This is a genomic window from Streptomyces adelaidensis, from assembly GCF_016598475.1.
In the GTDB taxonomy this organism is placed as follows: domain Bacteria; phylum Actinomycetota; class Actinomycetes; order Streptomycetales; family Streptomycetaceae; genus Streptomyces; species Streptomyces adelaidensis.
In genome coordinates, this window is sequence record NZ_JAEMUX010000022.1 from 25,774 (window position 1) to 50,901 (window position 25,128).

At 72.4% G+C, this 25,128-nt stretch carries 21 protein-coding genes; 11 read left to right on the forward strand and 10 right to left on the reverse strand.

From position 1 onward, the window contains the following. Positions 1–51 precede the first annotated feature (51 nt). The gene (locus I8N67_RS15240; protein WP_200303629.1) at positions 52–858 is read left to right on the forward strand and encodes an SGNH/GDSL hydrolase family protein; all 807 of its coding nucleotides are present in this window, start codon (positions 52–54) and stop codon (positions 856–858) included. Here I8N67_RS15240 and I8N67_RS15245 read toward each other — a convergent pair. The 4 genes from I8N67_RS15245 to I8N67_RS15260 form a co-directional block, all read right to left on the reverse strand. Next, positions 842–2,581 carry a serine/threonine-protein kinase gene (locus I8N67_RS15245; RefSeq protein WP_200303630.1) on the reverse strand — a complete coding sequence of 580 codons (1,740 nt, stop codon included), beginning with the start codon at positions 2,579–2,581 and terminating at the stop codon, positions 842–844. The two genes, I8N67_RS15240 and I8N67_RS15245, sit on opposite strands and share 17 nt — an antisense overlap. A 60-nt stretch (positions 2,582–2,641) precedes the next feature. Further along, positions 2,642–4,480 carry a nickel transporter gene (locus I8N67_RS15250; protein ID WP_200303631.1) on the reverse strand — a complete coding sequence of 613 codons (1,839 nt, stop codon included), beginning with the start codon at positions 4,478–4,480 and terminating at the stop codon, positions 2,642–2,644. Beyond that, the gene (locus tag I8N67_RS15255; RefSeq protein WP_200303632.1) at positions 4,477–5,979 is read right to left on the reverse strand and encodes a tetratricopeptide repeat protein; all 1,503 of its coding nucleotides are present in this window, start codon (positions 5,977–5,979) and stop codon (positions 4,477–4,479) included. Before I8N67_RS15255 ends, I8N67_RS15250 begins: the two co-directional genes overlap by 4 nt. A 134-nt stretch (positions 5,980–6,113) precedes the next feature. Then, positions 6,114–7,637 carry a DUF4331 domain-containing protein gene (locus I8N67_RS15260; protein ID WP_200303633.1) on the reverse strand — a complete coding sequence of 508 codons (1,524 nt, stop codon included), beginning with the start codon at positions 7,635–7,637 and terminating at the stop codon, positions 6,114–6,116. A gap of 328 nt (positions 7,638–7,965) precedes the next feature. Between I8N67_RS15260 and I8N67_RS15265 the strand changes: the two genes are divergently transcribed. The 3 genes from I8N67_RS15265 (at position 7,966) to I8N67_RS15275 (ending at position 9,785) form a co-directional block, all read left to right on the forward strand. After that, the gene (locus I8N67_RS15265) at positions 7,966–8,508 is read left to right on the forward strand and encodes a sigma-70 family RNA polymerase sigma factor (protein ID WP_200303634.1); all 543 of its coding nucleotides are present in this window, start codon (positions 7,966–7,968) and stop codon (positions 8,506–8,508) included. 82 nt (positions 8,509–8,590) lie between these two features. Further along, a complete protein-coding gene (locus I8N67_RS15270) occupies positions 8,591–9,403 on the forward strand; it encodes an anti-sigma factor (RefSeq protein WP_200303635.1) in 813 nt (270 codons plus the stop codon). Between the two features lie 115 nt (positions 9,404–9,518). Beyond that, positions 9,519–9,785 carry a hypothetical protein gene (locus I8N67_RS15275; RefSeq protein ID WP_200303636.1) on the forward strand — a complete coding sequence of 89 codons (267 nt, stop codon included), beginning with the start codon at positions 9,519–9,521 and terminating at the stop codon, positions 9,783–9,785. 40 nt (positions 9,786–9,825) lie between these two features. On the opposite strand, the gene I8N67_RS15280 is transcribed toward I8N67_RS15275, so the two are convergent. From I8N67_RS15280 to I8N67_RS15290, 3 genes are all read right to left on the reverse strand, one after another. Further along, entirely contained in the window at positions 9,826–11,049 is a 1,224-nt protein-coding gene (locus tag I8N67_RS15280; protein WP_200303637.1) for a CaiB/BaiF CoA transferase family protein, read from the reverse strand. A gap of 105 nt (positions 11,050–11,154) precedes the next feature. Continuing rightward, entirely contained in the window at positions 11,155–11,937 is a 783-nt protein-coding gene (locus tag I8N67_RS15285) for an ABC transporter permease (RefSeq protein WP_200303638.1), read from the reverse strand. Continuing rightward, the gene (locus I8N67_RS15290; protein WP_200303639.1) at positions 11,934–12,902 is read right to left on the reverse strand and encodes an ATP-binding cassette domain-containing protein; all 969 of its coding nucleotides are present in this window, start codon (positions 12,900–12,902) and stop codon (positions 11,934–11,936) included. Before I8N67_RS15290 ends, I8N67_RS15285 begins: the two co-directional genes overlap by 4 nt. A 63-nt stretch (positions 12,903–12,965) precedes the next feature. Between I8N67_RS15290 and I8N67_RS15295 the strand changes: the two genes are divergently transcribed. Then, positions 12,966–13,673: a TetR/AcrR family transcriptional regulator gene (locus tag I8N67_RS15295; protein WP_200303640.1), complete on the forward strand. Its 708-nt coding sequence runs from the start codon at positions 12,966–12,968 to the stop codon at positions 13,671–13,673. 92 nt (positions 13,674–13,765) lie between these two features. On the opposite strand, the gene I8N67_RS15300 is transcribed toward I8N67_RS15295, so the two are convergent. The 3 genes from I8N67_RS15300 to hmgA form a co-directional block, all read right to left on the reverse strand. Continuing rightward, complete coding sequence (locus tag I8N67_RS15300) at positions 13,766–14,959, reverse strand: type ISP restriction/modification enzyme (protein WP_200303641.1); 1,194 nt, start codon at positions 14,957–14,959, stop codon at positions 13,766–13,768. Between the two features lie 12 nt (positions 14,960–14,971). Further along, on the reverse strand, positions 14,972–15,721 hold the full coding sequence (locus I8N67_RS15305) for a GntR family transcriptional regulator (RefSeq protein ID WP_200303642.1): 750 nt from the start codon (positions 15,719–15,721) through the stop codon (positions 14,972–14,974). Between the two features lie 73 nt (positions 15,722–15,794). After that, on the reverse strand, positions 15,795–17,108 hold the full coding sequence (gene hmgA, locus I8N67_RS15310; protein WP_200303643.1) for a homogentisate 1,2-dioxygenase: 1,314 nt from the start codon (positions 17,106–17,108) through the stop codon (positions 15,795–15,797). A 347-nt stretch (positions 17,109–17,455) separates the two neighbouring features. Between hmgA and I8N67_RS15315 the strand changes: the two genes are divergently transcribed. The 6 genes from I8N67_RS15315 (at position 17,456) to I8N67_RS15340 (ending at position 25,034) form a co-directional block, all read left to right on the forward strand. Further along, positions 17,456–18,073, forward strand: coding sequence for a TetR/AcrR family transcriptional regulator (locus I8N67_RS15315; RefSeq protein WP_200303644.1), 618 nt, complete (start codon positions 17,456–17,458; stop codon positions 18,071–18,073). Between the two features lie 189 nt (positions 18,074–18,262). Further along, a complete protein-coding gene (locus I8N67_RS15320; RefSeq protein ID WP_200303645.1) occupies positions 18,263–20,518 on the forward strand; it encodes a molybdopterin oxidoreductase family protein in 2,256 nt (751 codons plus the stop codon). Positions 20,519–20,641: 123 nt separating this feature from the next. Continuing rightward, entirely contained in the window at positions 20,642–22,141 is a 1,500-nt protein-coding gene (locus I8N67_RS15325; RefSeq protein WP_200303646.1) for a CitMHS family transporter, read from the forward strand. 56 nt (positions 22,142–22,197) lie between these two features. Continuing rightward, positions 22,198–23,445 carry an MFS transporter gene (locus I8N67_RS15330; RefSeq protein WP_200303647.1) on the forward strand — a complete coding sequence of 416 codons (1,248 nt, stop codon included), beginning with the start codon at positions 22,198–22,200 and terminating at the stop codon, positions 23,443–23,445. A gap of 100 nt (positions 23,446–23,545) precedes the next feature. Then, on the forward strand, positions 23,546–24,166 hold the full coding sequence (locus I8N67_RS15335; protein WP_200303648.1) for a hypothetical protein: 621 nt from the start codon (positions 23,546–23,548) through the stop codon (positions 24,164–24,166). Continuing rightward, positions 24,153–25,034: a class F sortase gene (locus I8N67_RS15340; RefSeq protein WP_200303649.1), complete on the forward strand. Its 882-nt coding sequence runs from the start codon at positions 24,153–24,155 to the stop codon at positions 25,032–25,034. The genes I8N67_RS15335 and I8N67_RS15340 overlap by 14 nt, the downstream gene beginning before the upstream one ends. Positions 25,035–25,128: the final 94 nt, after the last annotated feature.

Below are 25,128 nucleotides of genomic sequence, written 5' to 3' on the forward strand. Positions count from 1 at the left end.
CGCGTAGTTGCTACGACGGTTGAGGCAGAGATCCTGCTAAAGGGAGGTTCCATGAGACGTTCCCGACTCGCGGCATACCTGACCTCACTCCTCCTCACCGCCGGCGCCGCCCTCGCCGGTGCCACGACGGCACAGGCGTCCCAACAGGCCGCCCCCACCGGCTATGTGGCCCTCGGCGACTCCTACTCCTCGGGCGTCGGCGCGGGGAGCTACCTGTCCGCCAGCGGCGACTGCAAGCGCAGCACGAAGGCCTACCCGTACCTCTGGGCGGCCGCCAACGCACCCTCGTCCTTCAACTTCACGGCTTGCTCAGGCGCCCGTACGGGTGATGTTCTGGCGGGTCAGCTCGGCCCGCTGGGCGCGAGCACGGGACTGGTCTCGATCAGCGTCGGCGGTAACGACGCCGGCTTCGCCGACGTGATGACCACCTGCGTCCTGCAGTCCGACAGCGCCTGTCTCTCCCGCATCGACACGGCGAAGACGTACGTCGACTCCACGCTGCCCGGCCAACTCGACAAGGTCTACTCGGCGATCAGCGCGAAGGCACCGGCCGCCCACGTGGTGGTGCTCGGCTACCCCCGCTTCTACCAGCTGGGCGGCACCTGCCCCGGGCTGTCCCAGGCCAAGCGGTCCGCCATCAACGACGCGGCGGACCACCTCAACACCGCGGTCGCCAAACGCGCCGCCGACCACGGCTTCACCTTCGGCGACGTCCGCTCCGCGTTCACCGGCCACGAACTGTGCTCCGGCAGCGCGTGGCTGCACAGCCTCAACGTGCTGAACGTGGGCGAGTCGTACCACCCGAAGGCCGCGGGGCAGTCGGGCGGGTATCTGCCGGTGTTCAGGAACGCGGCCTGACGGCGGGCGCGGGGACGTAGGCCCCGGCCTCGTCCTCGTAGTCGCTGTCGTCGTAGCCGCCGGAGTCCCCGGAGTCGTCCGGGTTCTCCGGGTCCGAGGGGGAGGTCCCGCCCGTGGTCGGGGCCTCCGTCTCGCAGGTCACCGAGAACGCGACCGAGTTGGACTCGGTCCGCACCGGGCCGCGGACCTCGACGCTGATCTCGTCCGCGTAGCTCCCCGACGTCGAGACGACGACCTGGTCCCGTTGCGTGTTCTCACCGCCGGCCGCGAACGACAGTGTCTTCCAGCCGGCGTCCTCGACCTCGCCGCTCTTCGCCACCCAGCGGTAGTCGACCTCCACGGGCACGCTGCCCACGGTGAACGTCGCGGTGAAGGTGGGGACCTCGGCGTCCGGCGGCGGACAGGCGCCCGAGTAGTCGGTGTTCGAGCCCTCGACCGTCACCTTCACGGACTGCGCGGGCGGCTTGTCCGTGGGCTCCTCCTCGTCGGGCGTCCGCGAGGGGGCGTCGTCGCCGCTCGGGGTGTCGCCGCCGCCCGGCTCCTCGTCGCCCGTCCCGCCGTCGGTACCGCCCACCGTGCCCGCCCCGTTGGTGGTGTTGTCGCCGGACCCGCCGTTGTCGCGGTTGACCAGGGCGTACGTCAGACCGGCGATGGCGAAGGCGATCGCGGCGATCCCCGCGATCAGGAAGACCAGGGCGCGGCGGTTGCGGTCAGGCCCCCCTGCGGGCACAGCCGAGGGCCGGGTCGTGGCGGCCGGGACGGGATGCGCCGGCGTCGGCGGCCCGAACCCGTTCGTCCCCGGCCCGGGGCCCGTGTTCCCGCCCGGACTCGGGAAGGCGGCCACCGTCGGGCTGTACGGCGCCGACGCGACCGTGTCGGCGCGCGGGGTGCCGCCCGCACCGATGATCCGCAGGTCCCGCTCCGCCTGCTCGGCGGAGATCCGCTCGGCCGGATCCTTGCGCAGCAGCCCCTCGACCACCGGGGCCAGCGGGCCCGCCCGGAGCGGCGGCGGGAGTTCCTCGTCGACGACCGCGCGCAGGGTGCTCAGCGGAGTGTTCTGCCGGAAGGGCGAGTTGCCCTCGACCGCCGCGTACAGCAGCACACCGAGCGACCACAGGTCCGACTCGGGTCCGGGCGTACGGCCGAGCGCGCGCTCGGGGGCGAGGAACTCGGGTGAGCCGATGACCTCGCCGGTCATGGTCAGCGCGGAGCTGCCCTCGACCATGGCGATGCCGAAGTCGGTGAGGACGACGCGGCCGTCGTTGGACATGAGCACGTTGGCCGGTTTCACGTCCCGGTGCAGGACCCCGGCGTCGTGCGCGGCGCGCAGCGCGGCCAGCACCTCGGCGCCGATGTGCGCGGCGCGCTGCGGCGAGAGCGGGCCCTCGGCGTCCAGGAGGTCGGCGAGCGACAGCCCGCGCACCAGCTCCATCACGATCCACGGGCGGCCGTCCTCCATGGCCACGTCGTACACCGTGACGACGTTGCGGTTGGCGACCCGTGCGGCCGCCCAGGCCTCCCGCTCCAGGCGGGCGTACATCCGCTCGACGTCGGACACCGGGATGCCGCCCGGCGCCCGCACCTCCTTGACGGCGACCTCGCGGTGCAGGACCTCGTCCTGGGCCCGCCACACGGTGCCCATGCCGCCCTCGCCCAGCGGGGTCAACAGCCGGTAGCGGCCCGCGATCACACGTTCACTGCCCGGTTCCTCGGACACCTGCATCCCCCGTCACCAGCACCCGCGTGAAATCTCCACTCCGTACGATTTCTTCCCAAAAGTAGCTCAGCCGAGCGCGGATGCCGCCCCCTTGAGCACCAAACCCGTCCCCAGGGCGACGACCACCAACGCCGACGCCAGCGGCATGGTCCTGCGCACCAGCGCCGCGGTCGGACCGCCGAGCCGGCCCTCGCCCTTGTCCATCATCCGCGTCGCCCACCCGCCCGCCTTCACCACGGCGTACCCGGCCGCCGTCAGCGTGAGCGCGAGACCGATGCCGTACGCCAGCACGAGCAGCAGCCCGAACCACGCCTTGCCCAGCGCCGCCGCGCCGACCAGCACGACCACGGCCGAGGGGCTCGGCACCATGCCGCCCGCGAAACCGAGCAGGATCGTGCCGCGCAGGGTGGGCGCGGTGGGGTGGGTGTGCGTGAAGCCGCCGTGGGTGTGGGTGACGCCGCCGCCGAAGAGGGAGCGCTTCTGGTCGGGGCGGTCAGTGTGGTCGTGGCTGTGCTTGGGGGCCGGAGTGTGCGAGTGGGTGTGTGCCCTGGCCGGGGCGTGCTCGCGGGTGTGGGTCTCGGCCGACGCGTGGGTGTGGGTGTGCGCCTGGGCATGGGCGAGTACGAGCTCCCGGCCGGGCTCGGGCGCGTGGTCGTTCGAGTGGTCGTGGGCGTGGGCGTGGGCGTGGGCGTGGGCGTGGGCGTGGGCGTGGGCGTGGTCATGCGTGTGGGAGTGACCGCCCTCATGACTGTGCCCGCCCTCATGACCGTGCGCGTGGTCATGACCGTGCCCGTGGTCGTGCTCATGGTCATGACTGTGGTCGTGCCCATGCGCATCCCCGTGGCCATGTCCGTCCGCCCGCCCCCGCATCAGCGCGAGCTTCCGGTTCTGCCAGGCCCGCCGTACGAGCGTCGCGCCCGCCGCCAGGACGAGGAGGCCGCTGGCGATGCCCAGCCAGGTGATCACGGCCGGTGCGGCGGCGGAGCCGGCGAGGACGAGGAGGCCGAGGGCGACGACGCCCAGGGTGTGGGTGACCGTCACGGAGGCGGCCATGGGGAGGACGTCACGCATCCGGGCCCGGTCACGGGCGGCGGCCGTGGCCGCCATCAGGGTCTTGCCGTGGCCCGGGCCGAGCGCGTGCATCGCGCCGAGGAACATGGCGATGCCGAAGGCCAGGGCGCCGAAGCCGAGGGTGAGGTCCTGACTGGAGACCAGGTCGTCCAGGGCCCGGGTCCAGCGGTCCGCGCCGCGCGGGAGGACCGAGGCACCGGGAGCGTCGCGCTCCTCCGCCAGCGCGGGCCCGCCGGGCCGCACCTGGAGGGAGGCCGTCGCCGTGTCCTTGGGCGACTGCAGCAACTCCTCGGGGTAGTCGGTGAGTTGCCCGGACACCGACTCCTCGGGCACGTCCGACCCGGCCAGCGTCATCCGGTCGCCCCGCGCGGTGACCTCGCGCCAGCCCGGACCGGAGTCGACGGCGGCGTGGAAGCGTACGTCGGCGGCCCGGTCCGGCAGCGGAGCCGTCAGCCGGCACTCCACGCGCAGCGTCTTGAGGGCCGCCTGGCCCGGCCGCTCCTCGGCACCGCTGGACTTGAGCGTCACCTCGACGGCACGCCCGTCGACCGTGACCGCGCTGTCCGCGGCGGCCGTCTCGCACCGCTCGCGGGCCCAGTCGTCCATCCCCTGCCGCTCGATGGCCGTCCCGGCCTGGGTCGCGGGGATCTCCGCGAGGTCCTCGACATGGAGGATCCTCAGCCGGCCGGGGGCGGCGACGAGGCCGTCGTACCGGTTGACGGTGAAGTTGCCGAGCGGGTGGGCGCTCGCGGCCCCGGCGGGGACGAGGACGAGCGCGCCGACGGTCAGGAAGAGAGCCGCGCCGGAGGCGAACAGGCGCCGGGGGGACGTCACTTGGCGGCCTCCAGAGTCTTCAGGGTCTTACGGGCCCGCTCCGCGCCGAGCGGCGAGAAGCCGGCGTTGAGGTCGAGGGCCGCCTTGAGCGAGGCGCGGGCCTCCTTCGTGTCGCCGGCCGCGGACTCGACCATGCCCCGGTGGTACAGGAACGTCGCGTCCTTGTATCCGGTGGCCGTGGCGCGGCGGGCGTACGGCAGGGCATCGTCGTCGCGGCCGTTGACGTGCAGCGCCCAGGCGAGGGCGTCCGCGGTGTGGACCGTCTCGCGGCGCTTCCACTCGGCCTCGGCGGCCTTCAGCGCGGCCTTCTCGTCGCCGTGGTCGGCGGCGGCGAGCGCGGTGTCGAGGTCGGCGTTGACGCCGTTGGCGCGGGCGATGGAGGTCCAGGCGTTCACCAGCGCGTACTGCTCGCGTGCCCCGGCCGTGTCGCCCTTCGCCTCGTACAGCTCGCCGAGCACGACGAGCGGACCCGGCAGCGGATAGGCGGACACGACCTGCTCCAGGCCCCGTACCGCCGCCGCGCCGTCACCGCTCGCGGCCTGGGCGCGGGCGCGGCCCTCCAGCGCGGGGAGATAGGTGTCGTCGGCGCCCAGGGCGCGCGCGTAGTGGTCGAGCGAAGTCTTGTAGTCGCCCTGTTTCCAGGCGAGTTGGCCGAGCTGGGTGGCCACGTAGGCGATGTCGCCCCGGGTCGTCGCCGAGTCCAGTGCCTGCTCCAGGACGCGCCGGGCGGTCTTCACGTCGCCGCGCAGCTCGTACACGTACGCGTACCGGGTGAAGACCGGGATGCCGGGCCGCCGGGTGTCGGCGAGCCGCGCCGCCTTCAACGCCTTGTCGTAGCGGCCGAGTTCGACCAGTGCGTCGATGCGGCTGCACAACGCCCGTTCGCTGTACGGGTTCTCCTTCAGCGCCCGGTCCGCGTAGCGCAGCGCGTCGTCGAACTCGTGCCGTGCGGCGGCGAGCGCGGCGAGGCCGGCGAGCGCCGGGTCGTTGTCCTCCCGCAGCCGAAGCGAACGCTTCAGGGCCTTCTCGGCCTGCGGATAGCGGGAGGGGTCGCCCTTGACGCGGGCCTGCTCGACGTAGGCGAGGCCGAGCGTGGACCAGGAGCCGAAGTCCTTCGGCTGTTCCTTGAGATGGGCCTGGAGCGCCGTGACCGCCGTGTCGAGGTCACCACTGGCGAGCTGGGCCGCCGAGAGGCCGGGCGAGGTCGACGCGGCCACCGTCCGGTCGTCGTCCCGGGCGGCCAGCGCGACCGCGAACCCGGTGAACGCGACAGCCAGCGCGGCCGCGCACGCGGTGAGGCGCAGCAGCCGCCGCACGGCCGGCTCGGGGACACGCTCGGGGCGCGACGCGCCGGGGGACTCGGAGACGGGCTCGGGACCGGACTCGGAGAGGGGCTCGGGGCCGGACTCGGAGATCTCGGTCCCGTCGGGTGCGGGAGCCCCCTCGTCGGGACGCGGACGCCGGTTCTCCGGCGCGCTCTCGTTCGTACGCGGGGACATGCCCTCTCCTCAACATCCTTGCCGAGCCGGGTCGTTGCTGTCGTGAGACGCGGCCCGCGCCGTGGGGGACGGATACGAGCGGGCCGCGCCGGTCGGTGGACCGGGCCCGCAGGAGGGGGCCCGGTCGGGTCGGGCTAGTAGTACGCGCGGTCGTTCCGGCGACGCCACCAGAGCAGACCCGTGCCGATGAGCAGGACACCGGCCGCGCCGGCACCCGCCGAGGCCGCGATCAGCGTCATGTCGTCGGTGCTGCCGCTCTCCACGCCCGTGCCGATCGCGCTGCGCACGCTGTTCGTGGTGTTGCCCTCGACGGTCTTGCCACGCGAACCGGCCGTCGGCAGACCCACGTACGGGAAGGACTTGCCGAACTTCTTGTCGTTCTTGTCGACCGCGTCGCCCAGGTCGTTCTTGGCGCCGACCAGTTCGCCCTCGACGACCTGGAGCGCGATGTCGATCACGTCGTCGGTGAGCCGGCGGCCGTTCGGGAAGCCCTGGTTGTCACCGTCGAGCACACCGAGCCGCTTCGGCTTCTTGGTCGGCTCGATGGAGGTGTTCAGGCGCAGCATCTCCGAGGGGGTGACGTGCTCGGGCTGGTTGAGGCCCTCGACGCCCTTGAGGAAGACGTCGACGAGGTCGTTGCGCGGCTCCTCGGGGGCCGGGATCTTGTAGATGGCCTCGATGAGCTTGGGCAGTTCGGGCTCGGTGACGTTCTTCAGGAACTGGCCGTCGTCCACGGGCGAGGACGCGTTGAACTCGTCCTTGTCCCCGATGGGGTTGACGACCTCGTTGACCAGCGGCATGCCCAGGCGCGAGACCTGGTGGTACTGGCCGTCGGCGCCCTTGCGCTGGGTGGTGGACCAGAGTCCGACGATCGGTTGGTCCTTCGACTCGACGAGCGCGTCGGTCGGCACCTGCAGGGCTATGGAGTTGACGTTGTAGCCCTTGAGCGTGTCCCGCCCGACCTCGGAGAGGTCACCGCCGTACAGCAGGTCGAAGACGCGCAGGTCCAGGAAGAACGGGTCGTCGGCCTGGCCGGCGTACGTCGTCACCTCGCTCGCGGTCTTGTAGACGGCCTCGTCGCGCAGCTTCTTGAAGTCCGGCATGGACGCCTTGCCGACGTTGGACGGCGCCACCCACACATCGTCCGCGAGCTTCGTCTTGGAGACCGCGCGCCGGTCCTTCAGCTTGATGAGCTCGATGTCGTACGTCTGCGTGATGTTGAGGTCGGGGTCGTCGAGGCTCTCCACGACGCCCGTGTTGTACAGGAAGGACTTGTCGTTCTTCGTCTTCGTCCTGAACGTGTAGCGGAAGATGAGGTCTTCCTCCGCGTCACCGTCCTGGTCGACGCGGATGTCGTACTCCGCGTCCTCCGAGAACGTGAAGAAGTTCGGTCCGCCCGCGGGCTCCTCGAAGGGGATCCAGTTGGCGATGACCGTCGTCGTGTCCGGCTTGTCCGGGCTGACGAACGCGTACACGTCCGTGTTGTCGAACTGCGGTTCGCCGGAGATCAGCGGGGCTTCGCGGTGGCTGGAGGCGGCGGCTGCCCCCGGTTCCAGCGCGGTCACGCCGGCGGCTGCGAGGCCTCCGGCGGCCAGCGAACCACAGATGAGGGTCGCGATGCTCCTGTGCTTCGCACCGCTCCTGGAAGTAGGTGTCATGCCATCCGTCCTCTGTGCCAACTTGCCTGACGAACGCCATTCGGAGCGGCCGGCAGGGTGGATTGGTCGAATCCCAAACGTTCTTACGGCGCGTTTGAAAAGTTGTTTCAGTGGTGAGCGGGATTCCTTGACCGAGATCCGAGTCGGTCCCGTTCGGGCGGATCCGAACCGATCCGGGCGGATGCGATGTGATCCGATCCGGACGGATCGGTCGACGGACCACCCGCGTTTTGGGCAGGCTGATCCGTAACCCCATCCGGAGGTGGGTCGGTTGCGAATGCCTTACGCGCGGGGATGGCCGCGCTCGGCCGGAGGCGAGGGGGAGCGAGTGGAGGCGGACAAGCTTCTGGCCCGGGTGGCCGGAGGCGACCAACGGGCGTTCGAGGAGCTGTACGTCCTGGTGTCCGGCCCGGTGTTCGGGCTGGTGCGCCGCGTCGTACGGGACCCCGCGCAGTCGGAGGAGGTGGCTCAGGAGGTGCTGCTCGAACTCTGGCGCTCCGCGGGCCGGTTCGACCCCGCCCGCGGCAGCGCGATGTCCTGGGTCCTCACCCTCGCCCACCGGCGTGCGGTGGACCGGGTGCGCAGCGCCCGCGCGGCCACCGAGCGCGAGCAGCGCGAGGGGCGGCGCAACCACCACACCGCCTTCGACCAGGTCGCCGAGGAGGTCGAGGCCGGCCTCGAACGCCAGTGGGTGCGCCACTGCCTGGAGAAGCTCACCACCCTCCAGCGCGAGTCCGTCACCCTCGCCTACTACGACGGCTACACCTACCGAGAAGTGGCCGAGCGGCTCTCCCTGCCGCTCGGTACGGTCAAGACCCGTATGCGCGACGGACTCACACGGCTGCGCGAATGCCTGGGAGGAGTCGCATGAGCGCCCTGATCGGCCTCGTGGAACGTGAGGCCCCGTTCGGTCTCGCGGCGCGCGGGACGCGTGTGCCCGGGGGAGGTGCGGCATGAGCCTGTTCCGCCGCGAGGACCTCCACTCGCTCGCCGCCCCCTACGCGCTCGACGCCCTGGAGCCCGACGAACGGAGCCGCTTCGAGAAACATCTGGAGCGCTGCGACCGCTGTCCGGCCGAGGTGCGCGCGCTGTCCGAGGACGCGGTCCGCCTCGCCTGGTCGACGGCGGCCCAGGCGCCGGCCGCGCTGCGCGACCGGGTCTTCGCCGCCGTACGCAACACGCCCCAGGAGAACCAGTCCTGGAGCGCGCCCCAGGCGCGGCCCCAGCATCTGCCGCGGCATGTGTGGGACACCGAGCCGCCGCCGAGGTCGCGCGCCCGCGCTCCCCGGCTGCGATCCCTGTTCGCGCCGCTGGCCACCGCCACGGCCGCCGCCGCGCTCGTCGTGGCGTCGCTCTTCGCCGTCCAGGCGAACCGGACCGAGGACCAACTGGCGGCGGAGCGCGCCCGGACACGTGAGATCGCCCACGTTCTCGCCGCCCCGGACGCCCGCGCGAGCAGTGAACGGGACACCGGCGGCAATGGAATCGGAGTGATCGCTTCCGCCGAGGAGGGGAGCGCGATCGTGAGCCTCAGTGGATTCGAGAACCTCCCGGGCGGCCGGGTGCATCAGCTCTGGCTCATGCGCCCCAACGCGCAACCGCGCTCCCTGGGGCTCTTCGACGGCGACACGCCCTTGGTCACGAGTGGCATGAACACCGACGCCACGTCACTCGCCGTGACCGTCGAACCCGACGGCGGATCAGCACAGCCCACCAGCCAGCCGGTTGTCCAACTCGCCCTGGAATCAGTTGGATTCGGAGAGTAATCAACAACACGCCTACGGGGTAGGTGAATACCGGCACTGTGATTCCCGAGTGCTCCAACGGAGCGATATGGTTACGCTGCCCGGGCCGGGTGGACTCATGCGGGTGGGGAGTGACATGGAACAGATAACAGTGCGCAGGGCGCGAGTCCCTGCGATCACGTGCGGGAGCAGCGCGACCAGTTCGCGCCTCGATCGCCATCTCTCGGTGCTGAGCGGCCCTGCCGTGCCACAGCGCGAGACAGCCGAGGCGACCTCGCTGATGCTCGAGATAACGTCACGCACCCCGCACGAGCGCAGCAGCCGCAAGGACTCGCGCCTCGGCCGGGTCTCGCTGTTCGCGCCCCTGAAGCGACTGCGCCGCACGCTGTTCGGCAGCCGCTAGCACCACCGCACCAAGGGCTTTCCCCGCGGAAGGCCCGCGCTCAGGCGACCACGCCGTCCCGGCGCAGCGCTGCGATCTCGTCGTCCGTCATCCCCACGGCACGCAGCAGCGACCCGGTGTGCTCCCCGAGCGCGGGCACCGCACCCATCCGCGCCTCGTCCCCGCCCGGCAGCGTGATGGGGGGCAGCAGCGCTCTGAGCGGCCCCACCGGTGAGTCCACCTCCCGCCACCGGTCGCGGGCCGCCAACTGCGGATGCGCCGCCACCTCAGTGACGTCCCTGAGCCGCGCACAGGCGATCCCGGCCGCATCGAGGCGCGCCACCGCCTCGTCGGCGTCCAGCGCCCCCAGTGCCTTCGCCACCAGCTCGTCCGTACGCGCCCGGTGCTCGACCCGTGCCGGATTCGTCGCGAACGCCGGATCGTCGGCCAGCTCCGGCCGCCCCAGCACCTGTACGGCGAGCCGCCGCCACTCCCGGTCGTTCTGCACCGACAGCAGTACCCGTCCGCCGTCCGCCGTCGGATAGGCGTCGTAGGGCGCGATCACCGCGTGCGCGAGACCCGTGCGTGCCGGGGGCGTCCCGCCGTGCATCGCGTGGTGCAGCGGGTGCCCCATCCACTCGGCCAGCGCCTCCAGCATCGACACCTCCACCGGCCCGCCCCGCCCGGTCGTGCCACGGCGGACGAGCGCCGCGAGCACCCCGGAGAACGCGTACATCCCGGCGGCGATGTCCGCCGCCGGGATGCCCGCCTTCACCGGCCGCTCCTCGGTCCCCGTCACCGACACGAGGCCGGCCTCGCACTGCACGAGCATGTCGTACGCCCGCTTGTCCGCGTACGGCCCCGACGCCCCGTACCCCGAGATGTCCACCGCGATCAGCCGCGGGTGCGCGGCGCACAGCGTGGCGGCGTCCAGCCCGAGCCGGGCCGCCGCACCGTGCGCGAGGTTCTGCACGAACACGTCCGCGTCCGCCACCAGCCGCCGTACGAGGGCCAGGCCGCGCGGGTCCTTCAGATCCAGCGCCAGTGACTCCTTGCCCCGGTTGCACCACACGAAGTGCGAGGCCAGGCCCCGCGCGGCCGTGTCGTAGCCGCGGGCGAAGTCACCGCCGTCCACCCGCTCGACCTTGATGACCCGGGCGCCGAGGTCGGCGAGCTGGCGGGTGGCGAAGGGCGCCGCCACGGCCTGCTCGACGGCGACGACGGTGAGGCCGTCGAGGGGCAGGGGATCGCCGGTGTCGGGGAGTGAGCGCATGCCGTGGATCATGTCCCCGGCGGGGCGCCGTTGTCACCGGGGCGTGCCGAGCGTCACGTGCCCGGCGTCCCGCCCCGGCTCACCGGGGTCCGGCCCGCCCGCCGGGCGGGCCGGGGGTCACTTGGGCCCGGCGGCGTAGGTGCGGACGGCGAGCGGCACGAACACCAGGAGCAGGACGGCGCACCAGGCCAGCGATCCGGCGACCGGGTGGGCCACCGGCCAGGCGGCGCCGTCCGGCACGGGCGCGTTGCCGAACAGGTCGCGCAGGGCCGTCGTGACCGCGCTGATCGGGTTCCACTCGGCGACCGTGCGCAGCCAGCCCGGCAGCCCCTCGGTCGGGATGTACGCGTTGGACAGCAGCGGCAGCAGGAAGGTCGCGCCGCCCAGCTGGCCGGCCGCGTCCTCGTTGCGGGTGAGCAGGCCCAGGAAGACGCCGATCCACACGCACGCGAACCGGAACAGCAGCAACAGCCCGAACGCGCCGGCCGCCGCGAGCGCGCCCCCCTCGATCCGCCAGCCCACCGCGAGCCCGACCAGCAGGAACGGCACCGTCCCGGCGGCCGTGACGACCACGTCCGCCGCCGCCTGCCCGAGGGGTACGGCTGCCCTGCTCATCGGCAGCGTCCGGAAGCGGTCCATCACGCCCCGGTGGGTGTCCTGCGCGGCCTGGAACATGCCGGTCATGATCCCGCCGGCCGCCGTCGCCACCAGCAGACCGGGCACCAGGAACCGCCGGTACTCCTCGCCGGGCACCGCGAGGGCGCTGCCGAACACGTACCCGAAGAACAACAGCATCGAGATCGGCATGGTCTGGGTGAGGATCAGCAGCCCCGGGTTGTTCCGGACCCGCCGCAGCTGGCGGCCGAGCATCGCCGTGCCGTCGTACGCCAACGCGCTCATGCCGCACGCTCCTTGAGGTCGCTGAGATCGGTCGCCGTCCCCTCGGTGAGCCGCAGGAACACGTCGTCGAGGGTCGGCGGGCGCAGGCTCGCGTCGACCAACGGCACGCCCGCCGCGTCGAGTTCGCGGACGAGCCGGGGGAGGGTCAGCGTCGGGTCGACGCTGACCACGCCGACGGCATGCCGCTCGTGGTCGAACGAGGGTTCCGCGCCGGTGAGTCGGTCCAGGACGCCGGCCGCCCTCGTCATGGCGTCCGGGTGGGTGACGACGACCTCCGCGTACGAGCCGATCAGCGCCTTGAGCTGGGGCGGCGAGCCGCTGTGGGCGATCCGGCCCCGGTCCACCAGGACGATCTGGTCGGCGAGCCGGTCGGCCTCCTCCAGGTACTGCGTGGTCAGCAGCACGGTCGTGCCCCGCGCCTTCAGGGCGCCCACGGCGTCCCAGATCTGGTTCCGGCTGACCGGGTCGAGCCCGGTGGTGGGCTCGTCGAGGAAGAGCACCGCCGGGTGCCGGATCAGGCTCGCCGCCAGGTCGAGCCGGCGGCGCATGCCGCCCGAGTAGGTGGAGGCCGGCCGGTCGGCGGCCTCGGTCAGGCCGAACCGGTCGAGAAGTTCGGTCGCGCGGGCCGCCGTGTCGCGGACGCGGTGCAGCCGTGCGAACAGCCGCAGGTTCTGCCGGCCCGTGAGGTCCCCGTCCACCGACGCGTACTGCCCGGTCACCCCGATCGACCGCCGGACCGCCCCCGGCTCACGCACGAGGTCGTGCCCCGCGATCCGCGCCGAGCCCGCGTCCGGCCGCAGCAGTGTCGCCAGCAGCCGTACGGCCGTCGTCTTGCCCGCCCCGTTCGGGCCGAGCATCCCGACCACCGCGCCCTCCGCCACGGCCAGATCGAGGCCCCGGACGGCATGGACGTCCCCGAAACGCTTCTCCAGACCCTCACTAAGTACAGCGTACGTAGTAGTCATGGTGCGACCATAGCGCATTACGTACGGTGTACGTAACTAGGATGGTGGCCGAGGTGATGATCGATGGCTGGCCGAGCGGCCGTACCCGAAGTGATCTGGGCGCGCCCCGAGCGCACCGGCCGAGGCCCCAGGCCCGCGTTCAGTCGCGCGGACATCGCGGCGGCGGCCGTGCGGCTCGCCGACGCGGGCGGCCTCGACGCGGTGTCGATGCGGCACGTCGCGGCCGAGCTGGGCTGCGGCACGATGTCGCTGTACAACTACGTGCCGCGCAAGGAAGACCTGTACGAGCTGATGGTCGACGCGATCGGCGCTGAGCACGAACTGTGGGAGCCCAGCGGGGACTGGCGGGCCGACATGCGGCGGGTGGCCCACCAGACGCGTCAGCTGATGCGCCGCCACCCGTGGCTGCCGAGGCTGATGTCACCGGTGTACGGGTTCAGCCCCAACGCGCTGCGGTATCTGGAGCACTGCCTGGCCTGCATGGATCCGCTAGACGCGCCGTACGGGGCGAAGATGCAGCTCCTCGGGATGCTGAACGGGTGCGTGACGACGTACGTCGCGAACGAGCTGGCCACGGCTGAGCGGGTGCGGTCGCTGCCGTGGTCGCAGGAGCGGGAGAACGCGGTGCGGGGGGCGTACCTCGGGGGGCAGATCGCGAGCGGGGCCTATCCGAGGCTGGCGGCGGCGTTCACGGAGGACTCGGGGCCGATCGATCTGGAGGCCGTGTTCGAGTGGATGCTCGGGAGGGTGCTGGATTCTTTCGCGCCGTAGGGGGTGGTGCTTGCGGTGGTGGGCGGCCGCGGGTCCGGTGGGGGCTTGTCGCGCGGTTCCCCGCGGCCCTTGGCGCGGCCTTCTCGGAGGAGTCAGAGGAGAGTGAACTGGCCTTCCGGGCCCTCCTCGTGGTGGTCCAGTACCGTGGCGGGCTTACGGGCCGCGTCCGGGACGGGGAGTACGCCCGCCTTGCGCAGGTCCGCCGTCGTGATCGCTTCCCGTACGGTCAGCTCGGCCTGCCTCGGCCTCAGTTCTGCCAGCAGGGCCAGCGCCGTGATCAGCTCCAGCAGCTCCGACGTCCAGGTCTGCGGCCAGCTCGTCGGGCGTACCGCCTCCAGCGTGCCCGGCTCGGCGGTCTCCGTGCGGCGGTCGAACCATTCCTGGAGGACGCGGACCCCGCCCACGTGGAAGTCCCAGGAGTCCGCCGGTACGGGGGAGACGCGGCCGTCGCCGACGAGGAGGGACTCCTCCTCGCGGTCGTAGAGGAGTTCGAGGGGGCGGGGCGGGAGCGGGGCGCGGACGTAGGGCCGGCGGCCGCCGGGGAGTTTGGGGCGGTCCCCGTTCCGGTGCGTGAGCCGGAGGACGCGGCGGCCGGTCTCGACGCCGTGCGCCCAGGTCTCCGGGTCGGACGTGAGAGGTACTTCGATGCCGTGGGGGCCCGGCCGCGCGGCCGCCAGAACCCAGGCGAGGACGTCGAGAGGACCGGCGGGGCCGGTGCCGAGCCGCTCCCCGATGTGCTCGGGCAGCCCCGGCGCCAGATTCGGCTCCACGCCGCCCGGGCGGCGGTACAGCGGGCGGACTCTGCCGAAGCGTGGGCCATGGGGCGGGGTCAGCGGCAGGACGGGGGAGGCGAGGAGTACCGGTCCCGAGGACTCAGGGGCGGCGGCCTGCTCGACCACGAACACCTGCCGCTCGTCCGCCACCCGCCACAGTTCGGGGCGGGCGGAGTCGATCAGGCGGTGGTCGGGGATCAGCCACTGCTCGTCGAAGGGGGCGGCCAGGACCCGTACCGGCTCGGGGCAGGGGCCCGACTCACGCGCCAGCCGGCCCGTACCGCCGGACCGGCCCGGCAACTGGGTCACCGCCGAGGTGAGCGTGCGGGAACGCGAGGGGCCGAACAGGGTCTCGCGGTCCGGGCCCTCGGCCTTCACCAGCGCGTCCCAGCGGGCCTTCAGGGACGCCGCGTCGGGAGCCGTCGGCCACCCCCGGCCCAGCCGGGGCGGTGCGACCGACCACGGCATGAGGTCCGCGAGCGGCGGAGCGTCGTCGTGCGTCACGCTGGGCATCGTACGGCCTCGTCAGTGGGCGTCGAGGGAGACGGTGAAGGAGAAGCGGTCGCCCCGGTAGTGGATGACGGCCACGTCCAGGACGCGGCCGGACTCGTCGTAGGTGACGCCCGTGTAGTGCAGGATCGGGCTGAGCAGGGGGACCTGGAGGAGGCGGGCCGTCTCCGGGTCGGCGAGGCGGGCCTCGACGGTGTCGGTGATGCGGCTGATGGCCACGCCCACGACGTCCCGGAGCACCTTGGTCATCGGCCAGCGGATCAGATCGTCACGGTCGATGCGCGCGGCCAGCTCGGGGCGGACGTAGTTGCGGGCGTGGTTGGTGGGCTCGCCCGTCTTCGCGTCGCCGCGCAGCCGGTGGTACGTGGCCACCTCCGTCAAGTCGGGGAAGTACTCCGAGAGTTCACCCGACGCAGGGGCGCTGCCCTGCTCCAGCAGCTCGGTCGTCATGCCCGACTGCTGGGCCACGATCGCGTCCACCGAGCCGAGCAGCCGCACCGGCGAGCCCCGCCGCGCGCTCGGCTCGATGAACGTGCCGCGCCGGCGGTGCCGGGTGATCAGCCCCTCGACCTCCAGCTCCTTCAGCGCCTGCCGCATGGTCAGCACACTCACCCCGTAGTGCCCGGCCAACTGCTCCTCGGTGGGCAGCCGCAGCGGGTCCCGGGGCGACCGGCCCAGTATCGAGGCGCGCAGGGACTGCGAGACCTGATACCAGAGGGGCAGCTTGCGGTTCAGGACGAGCGAGTCCGGGGCGAAGGAGGTCACGACGGTATCCGTACCGGTCGGGGGCGTTCAGCGCAATGGTGAGCCGTAGGGGCGCCCCGGAGGCGAACGCCATTCAAGGCGCGCCGAAGTGGCGCCGGAGCCCGGACCACACGTCGTCGTACCCCTGTTGCAGATGCTCGGCCCGGGCCGCCTGCGCGGTCGTGAGGATCGGCCAGCGTGTCTCGAACATGAAGGCCAGCCCGTCGTCGACCCGCTGGGGCCGCAGCTCCGCCGAGCTCGCCCGGTCGAACGTCTCCCGGTCGGGGCCGTGCGCCGACATCATCGGGTGCAGCGAACCCCCGCCGGGCACGAAACCCTCCGCCTTCGCGTCGTACGCGCCCTCGATCAGACCCATGTACTCGCTCATCACGTTCCGGTGGAAGTACGGCGGCCGGAAGGTGTCCTCACCCACCAGCCAGCGTGGCGCGAACACCACGAAGTCCACCCCGGCCAGGCCCGGAGTGTCCGACGGAGACGTCAGCACCGTGAAGATCGACGGGTCCGGATGGTCGTACGAGATGGTCCCGAGGACATTGAAACGGCGCAGGTCGTAGACGTACGGCAGGTAGTTGCCGTGCCAGGCGACCACATCGAGCGGTGAATGGTCGTAGGTGGCCGTCCAGAGGTTCCCGCAGAACTTGTTCACCACCTCCACCGGGCCCTCGACGTCCTCGTACGCGGCCACCGGCGCCCGGAAGTCACGGGCGTTCGCCAGGCCGTTGGCGCCGATCGGGCCGAGGTCGGGGAGGCGGAGGAGGGCGCCGTAGTTCTCGCAGACGTAGCCGCGGGCGGTGCCGTCCAGGAGGTCGACGCGGAAGCGGACGCCGCGGGGGATCAGGGCGACCTCGCCCGGTGCCGCGTGGAGCAGGCCGAACTCCGTGCGCAGCAGGAGGGCGCCGTGCTCCGGGACGATCAGCAGTTCGCCGTCCGCGTCGCTGAAGACCCGCTCCATGGCGGAATCGGCGTGATAGAGGTGCACGGCCATGCCGGTGCGCCGGGCCGCGTCGCCGTTGCCGCCCAGGGTCCACAGGCCGCCGACGAAGTCCGTGCCCGGCGGGGGCTCCGGGAGCGGGTTCCAGCGGAGGCGGTTGGGGTCGGGGACCGTCTCCGTGAAGGGGGCCGTGCGCAGGGCGCCGTTGTCGGTGCGTGTGAAGGCGGGGTGGGCGGCCGACGGGCGGACGCGGTAGAGCCACGAGCGGCGGTTGTGGGCCCTCGGTTCGGTGAACGCGGTGCCGCTGAGCTGTTCCGCGTACAGGCCGAGCGGGGCGCGCTGCGGGGAGTTGCGGCCGTGCGGCAGCGCGCCCGGGACGGCCTCCGAGGCGTGTTCGTTGCCGAAACCGGAGAGATACTCCAGCCCTTCGGCCGTCTTCCTCGCGTCCCCGCTCATGCCGCTCCCTCGCATCTCTCCCACTCCTGATTCCTATGCTTCACCGTAGGATTCGTGTGGGGTGGGCGCAAGGGGACGGCGAGGCGGACGGCGTCGCGGGGTGGGTCGGCAACCGGACGCCTCCAGGGCGTCGGCAGAACGGGTGCATCGGCCGGAAGGGGAGAACCAGACCTGGAGGGGATCCGTCTTGTCAGTGCGGTGCTCTAGTCTCCCGGCAGGGCGTGGACGTGCGGATGTGCAACGTCCGCCACATTCCACCGCTGAGCGGGAGCGGCGGTACCGGCCGTACTGATATTCGGAAGGGTGGGGGGTGTGCCCCCCTGATCGGACCTCGGCGGAAAGGCATCATGAAGCCCGTGTCCCAGGCGACCTCCTTGCGCCGCGCACCCGTGCAGCGGCGCAGTGCCGAACGACTGACCAGGATCCTCGACGCCTGCGCCGACCTCCTCGACGAGGTGGGGTACGACGCGCTGAGCACCCGCGCCGTCGCGCTGCGCGCGGGCGTGCCCATCGGCTCCGTCTACCGCTTCTTCGGCAACAAGCGCGCGATGGCCGACGCGCTCGCCGAGCGCAACCTCGACCGCTTCACCGACCGCGTCACCCGCCGTCTCCAGACGACGGGCGGCCGGGACTGGCGCACCGCCATGGACGCCGTCCTCGACGAGTACCTCGACATGAAGCGCAACGCCCCCGGCTTCGCCCTCATCGACTTCGGCAACCAGATCCCGGTCGGCGGCCGCCGCCAGGAACCCAACCACCGGGTCGCCGACCGCCTGTCCGAACTGCTCTCCGCGTATATCGACCGCACCCCCGACGAGGACCTCCGCCGCACCTTCCTCATCGCCGTCGAGACCGCCGACACCCTCGTCCACCTGGCCTTCCGGGTCTCCCCGGAGGGCGACGCGCGGATCATCCAGGAGATGCGGGAGCTGCTGCGGGCGTATCTGGCGCGCGTACTGGACTGAACTTCCCGACCTCGCTCGACGCATTCCGGACCCGGCTCGACGCTTTCCCGACCGGGCTCGACATCTTCCCGACCCCGCTCGACCCTCCCGCTCCTGCATACCGGTCGGTATGCTCGGCTCGGTGCCGCGTGCCGTCGCGCGCGGCCCCCGTCCGAGCGTCATCGTCGCCGCCGTCCTCCGGGAGGACCCGTGTCCGCCACCACCGACTCCCGCACCGCCCTGCGCGTCTGCCCGCTCTGCGAGGCGACCTGCGGGCTCACCCTCACCATCGAGGGCACCCGGATCACCAAGGCCCGCGGCGACCGGGACGACGTCTTCAGCAAGGGGTTCATCTGCCCGAAGGGCGCCTCGCTCGGCGCGGCCGACGGGGACCCGGACCGGCTCCGCACCCCATTGGTCCGCAAGGACGGCGAACTGCGGGAAGCCACCTGGGCGGAGGCCTTCGACGCCGTCGCCGCCGGCCTCCGGCCCGTCGTCGAGGCGCACGGACCGAACGCCGTCGGCATCGTCCTCGGCAACCCGAACGTCCACACCGTGGCCGGCGCCCTCTACCCGCCCGTCCTCCTCGCCGGCCTCGGCACCCGCAGCCTGTTCACCGCCTCCACCGTCGACCAGATGCCCAAACACGTCTCCAGCGGACTGCTCTACGGCGACGCCCAGGCCATCCCCGTACCCGACCTCGACCGCACCGACCACCTGCTTCTCCTCGGCGCCAACCCCCTGGAGTCCAACGGCAGTCTGTGCACCGCCCCCGACTTCCCCGGCAAGCTCAAGGCCCTCAAGGCGCGCGGCGGCACCCTCACCGTCGTCGACCCGCGCCTGACCCGCACAGCCAAGCTCGCCGACCGGCACGTGGCGATCCGCCCGGGCACCGACGCCCTGCTGCTCGCGGCGATGGCGCACGTCCTCTTCGAGGACGGCCTCGTCGACCTGGGGGACCTCGCCCCGCACGTCCTTGGCGTCGAGGAACTCGCCGACGCCGTACGGGAGTTCAGCCCCGAGGCGGTCGCCGGGGCCTGCGACGTCGACGCCTCCACCATCCGCGCGCTCGCCCAGGAACTGGCCGCCGCGCCGACCGCCGCCGTCTACGGCCGCATCGGCAGCTGCACCGTCCCGCACGGCACCCTCGCCAGCTGGCTGGTCGACGTGCTCAACATCCTCACCGGCAACCTCGACCGGCCCGGCGGCGCCCTCTTCCCGCACTCCGCGACCGACAAGACACCCCGGCCCGCCGGACCCGGCCGCGGCTTCGGCCTCGGCCGCTGGCACAGCCGGGTGAGCGGCCACCCCGAGGCCAAGGGCGAACTGCCGCTGGCCGCGCTCGCCGAGGAGATCGACACCGCCACCCCCGAGGGCAGCCCGATCCGCGCCCTCATCACCGTCGCCGCCAACCCCGTGCTCTCCGCACCCGACGGCGACCGCCTCGACAAGGCCCTCGACTCCCTGGACTTCATGGTCAGCGTCGACCCGTACCTGGGCGAGACGGCCCGCCACGCCGACGTCGTCCTGCCGCCGCCCCCGCCCTCCCAGGCCCCGCACCACGACTTCGCGCTCAACGCCCTGGCCGTGCGCAACCAGGTCCGCTACAACCGCGCCGCCGTGCCCCTGGAAGCCGGGCGCATACCCGAGACCGAGATCCTCGCGCGCCTCGTCCTCGCCGCCACCGGCATGCACGGCGCCGACCCGGCCGCCGTCGACACCATGGTCATCGACCAGACCCTGGGCAAGTCCGTGAAGGAGCCCCACTCACCCGTCCACGGCCGAGACCCGCGCGAACTCGCCGACCGGCTGACGGGTGCGGACGGCCCCGAGCGCCGACTCGACATGATGCTGCGCCTCGGCCCGTACGGCGACGGCTTCGGCGCCCGGCCGGACGGGCTGAGCCTGGCGAAACTGCTCGCCCACCCGCACGGCATCGACCTCGGACCGCTCCGGCCGCGCCTGCCGCAGCCGTTGAAGACTGCGAGCGGCAAGATCGAACTGCTGCCCGCGCCGATCGTCGGCGACCTTCCGCGGCTGCGCACCGCCCTGCGGGAACGCCCGGCCGGGCTCGTCCTCATCGGCCGCCGCCATCTGCGGTCCAACAACAGCTGGCTGCACAACATCCCCGCCCTCACCGGCGGAACCAACCGCTGCACCCTCCACATCCACCCCCACGACGCCGGCCGCCTCGGACTCGCCGACGGGGACGCCGTACGGATCAAGGGCGCCGGGGGAGAGGTCACCGCTCCCGTCGAGGTCACCGACGTCGTCCGGCAGGGCGTCGTGAGCCTCCCGCACGGCTGGGGACACGACCGGCCCGGCACCCGGATGAGCCACGCCGCGGTCGACCCCGGAGTCAACGTCAACCAGCTCCTCGACGGCTCGCTGCTCGACCCGCTGTCGGGCAACGCGGTGCTCAACGGCATCCCCGTCACCCTCGCCCGAGCAGGCGCAACGCTGTGACCTGGAGTTCTGCGCTTATTGCTCGCATGTCAACATCTTGTTAACGCTTGTGGAGCCGCCCTAACGTCGTCGCACCGCCGGTGCCCTGGTGGGAGTTCAAGGGCGAACGTTAGGTATCCACACATGTTGACCATCCTCGGCTTCGGAATGATCGCGACCTTCCTGGTCCTGATCATGCTGAAGAAGATGTCGCCGATAGCGGCGCTCGTGCTCATCCCGGCACTTTTCTGCGTGTTCGTCGGAAAGGGTGCCCATCTCGGCGACTACGTCATCGAGGGGGTGGGCACCCTCGCGCCCACCGCCGCGATGCTGATGTTCGCCATCGTCTACTTCGGCGTCATGATCGACGTCGGCCTCTTCGACCCGATCGTCCGAGGCATCCTGCGCTTCTGCAAGGCCGACCCGCTGCGCATCGTCGTCGGCACGGCCCTGCTCGCCGCGATCGTCTCGCTGGACGGCGACGGCTCCACCACCTTCATGATCACGGTCTCGGCGATGTACCCGCTGTACAAGCGCCTGAAGATGAGCCTCGTCGTGATGACCGGTGTCGCCGCCACCGCCAACGGCGTCATGAACACGCTGCCCTGGGGCGGCCCGACCGCCCGCGCCGCCACCGCGCTCAAGCTCGACGCGGGCGACATCTTCGTCCCGATGATCCCGGCGCTCCTGGTCGGCCTGGCCGGCGTGATCGTCCTCTCGTACGCCCTCGGCCTCCGCGAGCGCAAGCGCCTCGGCGTGCTCAGCCTGGCCGACGTGCTGGAGAAGGAGCGCCAGGAGACCGAGTCGACCGCCACCGAGACCGTCGACGACACCGCCACCGAGACCGAGACCGTGCTGGTCGGCGCCTCCGGTGCCGCCGGCGCGTCCGCTGCTTCCGGCGGCTCGGGCGACGGCACCGCGCGTACCGCCAAGACCTCCGGCGGCGCGGGCTCCGGCACCGACGCCCCAGGGAACGACGACGAGGAAGAGGACGACGTCCGCCTCCAGGGCCTGGACCCGAACCGGCCGACGCTGCGCCCCAAGCTGTACTGGTTCAACGCCCTGCTCACGGTGACACTCCTCACCTCCATGATCATGGAGGTGCTGCCGATCCCGGTGCTGTTCCTGCTCGGCGCCGCGCTCGCCCTGACGGTCAACTTCCCCAACATCCCCGACCAGAAGGCCCGGCTCGCCGCCCACGCCGACAACGTCCTCAACGTCTCCGGCATGGTCTTCGCCGCCGCCGTCTTCACCGGCGTCCTCCAGGGCACCGGCATGGTCGACTCCATGGCCAAGTGGATCGTCGACGGCATCCCGGCCGGCATGGGCCCGCACATGGCCCTCGTCACCGGCTTCCTGAGCCTGCCGCTCACCTACTTCATGTCCAACGACGGTTTCTACTTCGGCGTCCTGCCGGTCCTCGCCGAGGCCGGCGCCGCCCACGGCGTCTCCCCGCTGGAGATCGCCCGCGCCTCGCTCGTCGGCCAGCCGCTGCACATGTCCAGCCCGCTGGTGCCGGCCGTGTACGTGCTGGTGGGTATGGCCAAGGTGGAGTTCGGCGACCACACGAGGTTCGTGGTGAAGTGGGCGGCGGCGACCTCGCTGCTCATCCTCGGCGCTGGCATCCTGTTCGGCATCATCTGACCGTGGAACCCGACTCCCCTGTACCGCAGTGAACTTCCGCCCAGGAGGACCACATCGTGAGGCCCGGTAGGAACCGCGGCTGGCTGCTCCGCCTCGTCATCGCCTTCAGCTTCGCGCAGGGGGCGGTGTCGATGGCCCGGCCCGCCGTGTCCTACCGGGCCCTCGCGTTGGGCGCCGACGAGCGGGCGGTCGGCGTGATCGCGGGGGTCTACGCCCTGCTCCCGCTGTTCGCCGCCGTACCGCTCGGCCGCCGGACCGACCAGGGCCGGTGCGCACCCCTGCTGCCCGTGGGCGTGGTCCTCATATCCGGTGGCTGCGTCATGAGCGGCCTGGCCAACTCCCTGGTGGCGATGGCCGCGTGGAGCGGCGTGATGGGCCTCGGCCATCTCTCCTTCGTCATCGGCGCCCAGTCGCTGGTGGCCCGCCAGTCCGCCCCGCACGAACACGACCGCAACTTCGGCCACTTCACCATCGGTGCCTCCCTCGGCCAGCTGGTCGGCCCGATCGCCGCGGGCGCCCTGATCGGCGGCGAGGACATGGCCCGTACGAGCGCCCTGGCGCTGGTCGTGGCGGGTGCGGGGGCGGCGGTGGCGGTCACCTCGCTGTGGCGGACAGAGCGTCCCGTCGAGCCCGGGTCCCGTACCGCGCGGGGCGGGCGGGTGCCCGTGCACCGCATACTGCGCGCCCGTGGCGTCCCGGGAGGCATCTTCATCAGCCTCGCCGTGCTGTCGGCGACCGACATCCTCACCGCGTATCTGCCGGTGGTCGGCGAGGACCGGGGTATCGCGCCCTCGGTGATCGGCGTACTGCTGAGTCTGCGCGCGGCGGCCACCATCGCGTGCCGCCTGGTGATGACACCCATGCTGCGGCTGCTCGGCCGCACCGCGCTGCTCACCGTCACCTGTGCGCTGGGGGCCGTGCTGTGCGCCGGGATCCCGCTGCCGGTGCCGGTGTGGGGGCTGGCCCTGATCCTCGCCGCCCTCGGATTCTGTCTGGGCGTCGGGCAGCCGCTGTCCATGACGACGGTGGTGCAGGCCGCGCCGGACGACGCCCGCTCCACCGCCCTCGCGCTGCGGCTGACGGGGAACCGGCTCGGGCAGGCCGGGGCGCCGGCCGCCGCGGGGCTCATCGCCGGGGTCGCGGGGGTGGCGGCGCCGTTCGTGATGCTGGGGGCGCTGCTGCTCGTGTCGTCGGGGATCGCGTTGCGTTCGCCGGGCGGGCCGGAACGGGGGAGGGGCCGGAAGGAGGGGGTGGCGGGGGGCTCCCGTTCGTGGGCGAGTTTGGGCCGGAAGAGGGATATCTGACAGGGCGTGAGGCGCGGCTTCCACCGCGCCCCAGGTGATCTGACAGAGAGTCGGGTGAAAGCGTGATTTGTATGACAATCACCTGACTCGGAGGTCCCGCATGCCCACCTCGTCCCGCCCCCGTCGCGCCGGAGCGCGCGCGAGTGCCGCCGTCCTCGCGACACTCACCGCCACGGGAGCCACCCTGATCATGGCACCGACCGCCGTCGCCGCGCCGGGTGACAACGGCGACGTCAAGATCCACAAAGTGGGCTTTCCGTACGACAACAAGCGCAACCAGCCCAAGGTCTGCGACTTCTACCTCGCCGCCTTCAACTTCGACACGGTGCAGAGGATCAGCTGGCGCATCGACAACCAGCCCCCTGTCCCGGCCGCCCCGGCCCTTGCGGCGGGCTCCATCACGCTCGCCCGCGGCACCGGCTACACCCCGCCCGTGATGCCCCAGGGCCAACTGCGGCTCCCCAGCGGGCAGTACAGGCTGACCTGGATGATCGACGAGAACCAGGACCAGGTGCCGGACCGGGGCGCGGGCAAGCAGAAGGTCTTCAAGGTCGAGTGCCCGCCCGCCGGCCCCAACGGCGGCCCCCCGGCAGGCGGCGGCGGTCTCGCCATGACCCAGGACTTCTCGCCGGTCGCCGGCGCCGCCGCCGTCGGTCTCGCCGCGGTCGGCGCGGTGGCCTACCTGCGGCTGCGCCGTCGCCGCGCCGATGGCGCCGCGTAGACGCCGGCCGAGGCCCTGGTACCGGACGCGCGCCTACCGCCTGACGCGGACGGTCGTCATGACCGTCGCGCTGGTGGTGGGCGGCGTCCACTGGGCGCAGAACGGCGAACGGACCGGGGCCGACACGGGGGGACGTGGCACGCAGGCGCGTGGTGCGGGGGCACCGCGCGCCCCGGCGCCCCTGTACTTCACACCCCCGCCACCTGATCCGCCCTCACGCTCCGCGTCCCCGAGCACCAAACCCACCGGGCGAGCGGAGCGGCCCGAGCGGGGGAGTCCGGCCCCCACGAAGTCGGCGCGGCCGACGCCCGCCAAGCCCGTGCGGCCCACCCCCACCAGGCCGGCCGAGCCGCCGCGCCCCGCACCGCGGCGACCCGCCGGGCCGCGTACGCTCCCGCCCTCCCCGGCGAAGACCCTCGACATCCGCTACCTCGGCATCAGGGCCCCGGTCATGGAGCTCCGCCTCGACCGCCAACGGCGGCTGCCCGCGCCTCCGGACGACGATCCGAAACTGGTCGGCTGGTACGCGGAGGGCCCCGCACCCGGCGGGCCCGGCACCGCGGTGGTCGTCGGGCACCGGGACACCCGGACGGGCCCCGCCGTCTTCGCCGCGCTGGAGATGATCAAGCCCGGCCGCATCGTGGAGGTCCGGCGCACCGACGGCCGCACCGCCGTCTACACCGTGGACGCCGTGAAGACGTACGAGAAGGCCCGCTTCCCCGACAAGGTGGTGTACGGCCCCCGCGACCGCCCCGAACTGCGCCTGATCACCTGCGGCGGCGCGTACGACCGGCGGAAGGGGTACGCGAGCAATGTCGTCGTCTTCGCCCACCTCACCGCGACCCGGGGACCCGCGCGCACGACGTGAACCGGCGCGCGGAGCGCGGATCGTGTGCCTCGGCAAGCGACGGGGGCGTACGGGCGCACGCGCGGCCCGTCCCCGGCGCGGCCGACCCGCCCGG

Bases quoted from the DNA above. Each gene is read 5' to 3' on its own strand.
- I8N67_RS15315 (WP_200303644.1), top strand. From the start codon at position 17,456: ATGAAGCCCGTGTCCCAGGCGACCTCCTTGCGCCGCGCACCCGTGCAG.
- I8N67_RS15325 (WP_200303646.1), top strand. From the start codon at position 20,642: ATGTTGACCATCCTCGGCTTCGGAATGATCGCGACCTTCCTGGTCCTG.
- I8N67_RS15240 (WP_200303629.1), top strand. From the start codon at position 52: ATGAGACGTTCCCGACTCGCGGCATACCTGACCTCACTCCTCCTCACC.
- I8N67_RS15275 (WP_200303636.1), top strand. From the start codon at position 9,519: ATGGAACAGATAACAGTGCGCAGGGCGCGAGTCCCTGCGATCACGTGC.
- I8N67_RS15260 (WP_200303633.1), bottom strand. From the start codon at position 7,637: ATGACACCTACTTCCAGGAGCGGTGCGAAGCACAGGAGCATCGCGACC.
- I8N67_RS15245 (WP_200303630.1), bottom strand. From the start codon at position 2,581: ATGCAGGTGTCCGAGGAACCGGGCAGTGAACGTGTGATCGCGGGCCGC.
- I8N67_RS15335 (WP_200303648.1), top strand. From the start codon at position 23,546: ATGCCCACCTCGTCCCGCCCCCGTCGCGCCGGAGCGCGCGCGAGTGCC.
- I8N67_RS15255 (WP_200303632.1), bottom strand. From the start codon at position 5,979: ATGTCCCCGCGTACGAACGAGAGCGCGCCGGAGAACCGGCGTCCGCGT.
- I8N67_RS15280 (WP_200303637.1), bottom strand. From the start codon at position 11,049: ATGATCCACGGCATGCGCTCACTCCCCGACACCGGCGATCCCCTGCCC.
- I8N67_RS15300 (WP_200303641.1), bottom strand. From the start codon at position 14,959: ATGCCCAGCGTGACGCACGACGACGCTCCGCCGCTCGCGGACCTCATG.
- I8N67_RS15295 (WP_200303640.1), top strand. From the start codon at position 12,966: ATGGCTGGCCGAGCGGCCGTACCCGAAGTGATCTGGGCGCGCCCCGAG.
- hmgA (WP_200303643.1), bottom strand. From the start codon at position 17,108: ATGAGCGGGGACGCGAGGAAGACGGCCGAAGGGCTGGAGTATCTCTCC.
- I8N67_RS15340 (WP_200303649.1), top strand. From the start codon at position 24,153: ATGGCGCCGCGTAGACGCCGGCCGAGGCCCTGGTACCGGACGCGCGCC.
- I8N67_RS15270 (WP_200303635.1), top strand. From the start codon at position 8,591: ATGAGCCTGTTCCGCCGCGAGGACCTCCACTCGCTCGCCGCCCCCTAC.
- I8N67_RS15285 (WP_200303638.1), bottom strand. From the start codon at position 11,937: ATGAGCGCGTTGGCGTACGACGGCACGGCGATGCTCGGCCGCCAGCTG.
- I8N67_RS15290 (WP_200303639.1), bottom strand. From the start codon at position 12,902: ATGACTACTACGTACGCTGTACTTAGTGAGGGTCTGGAGAAGCGTTTC.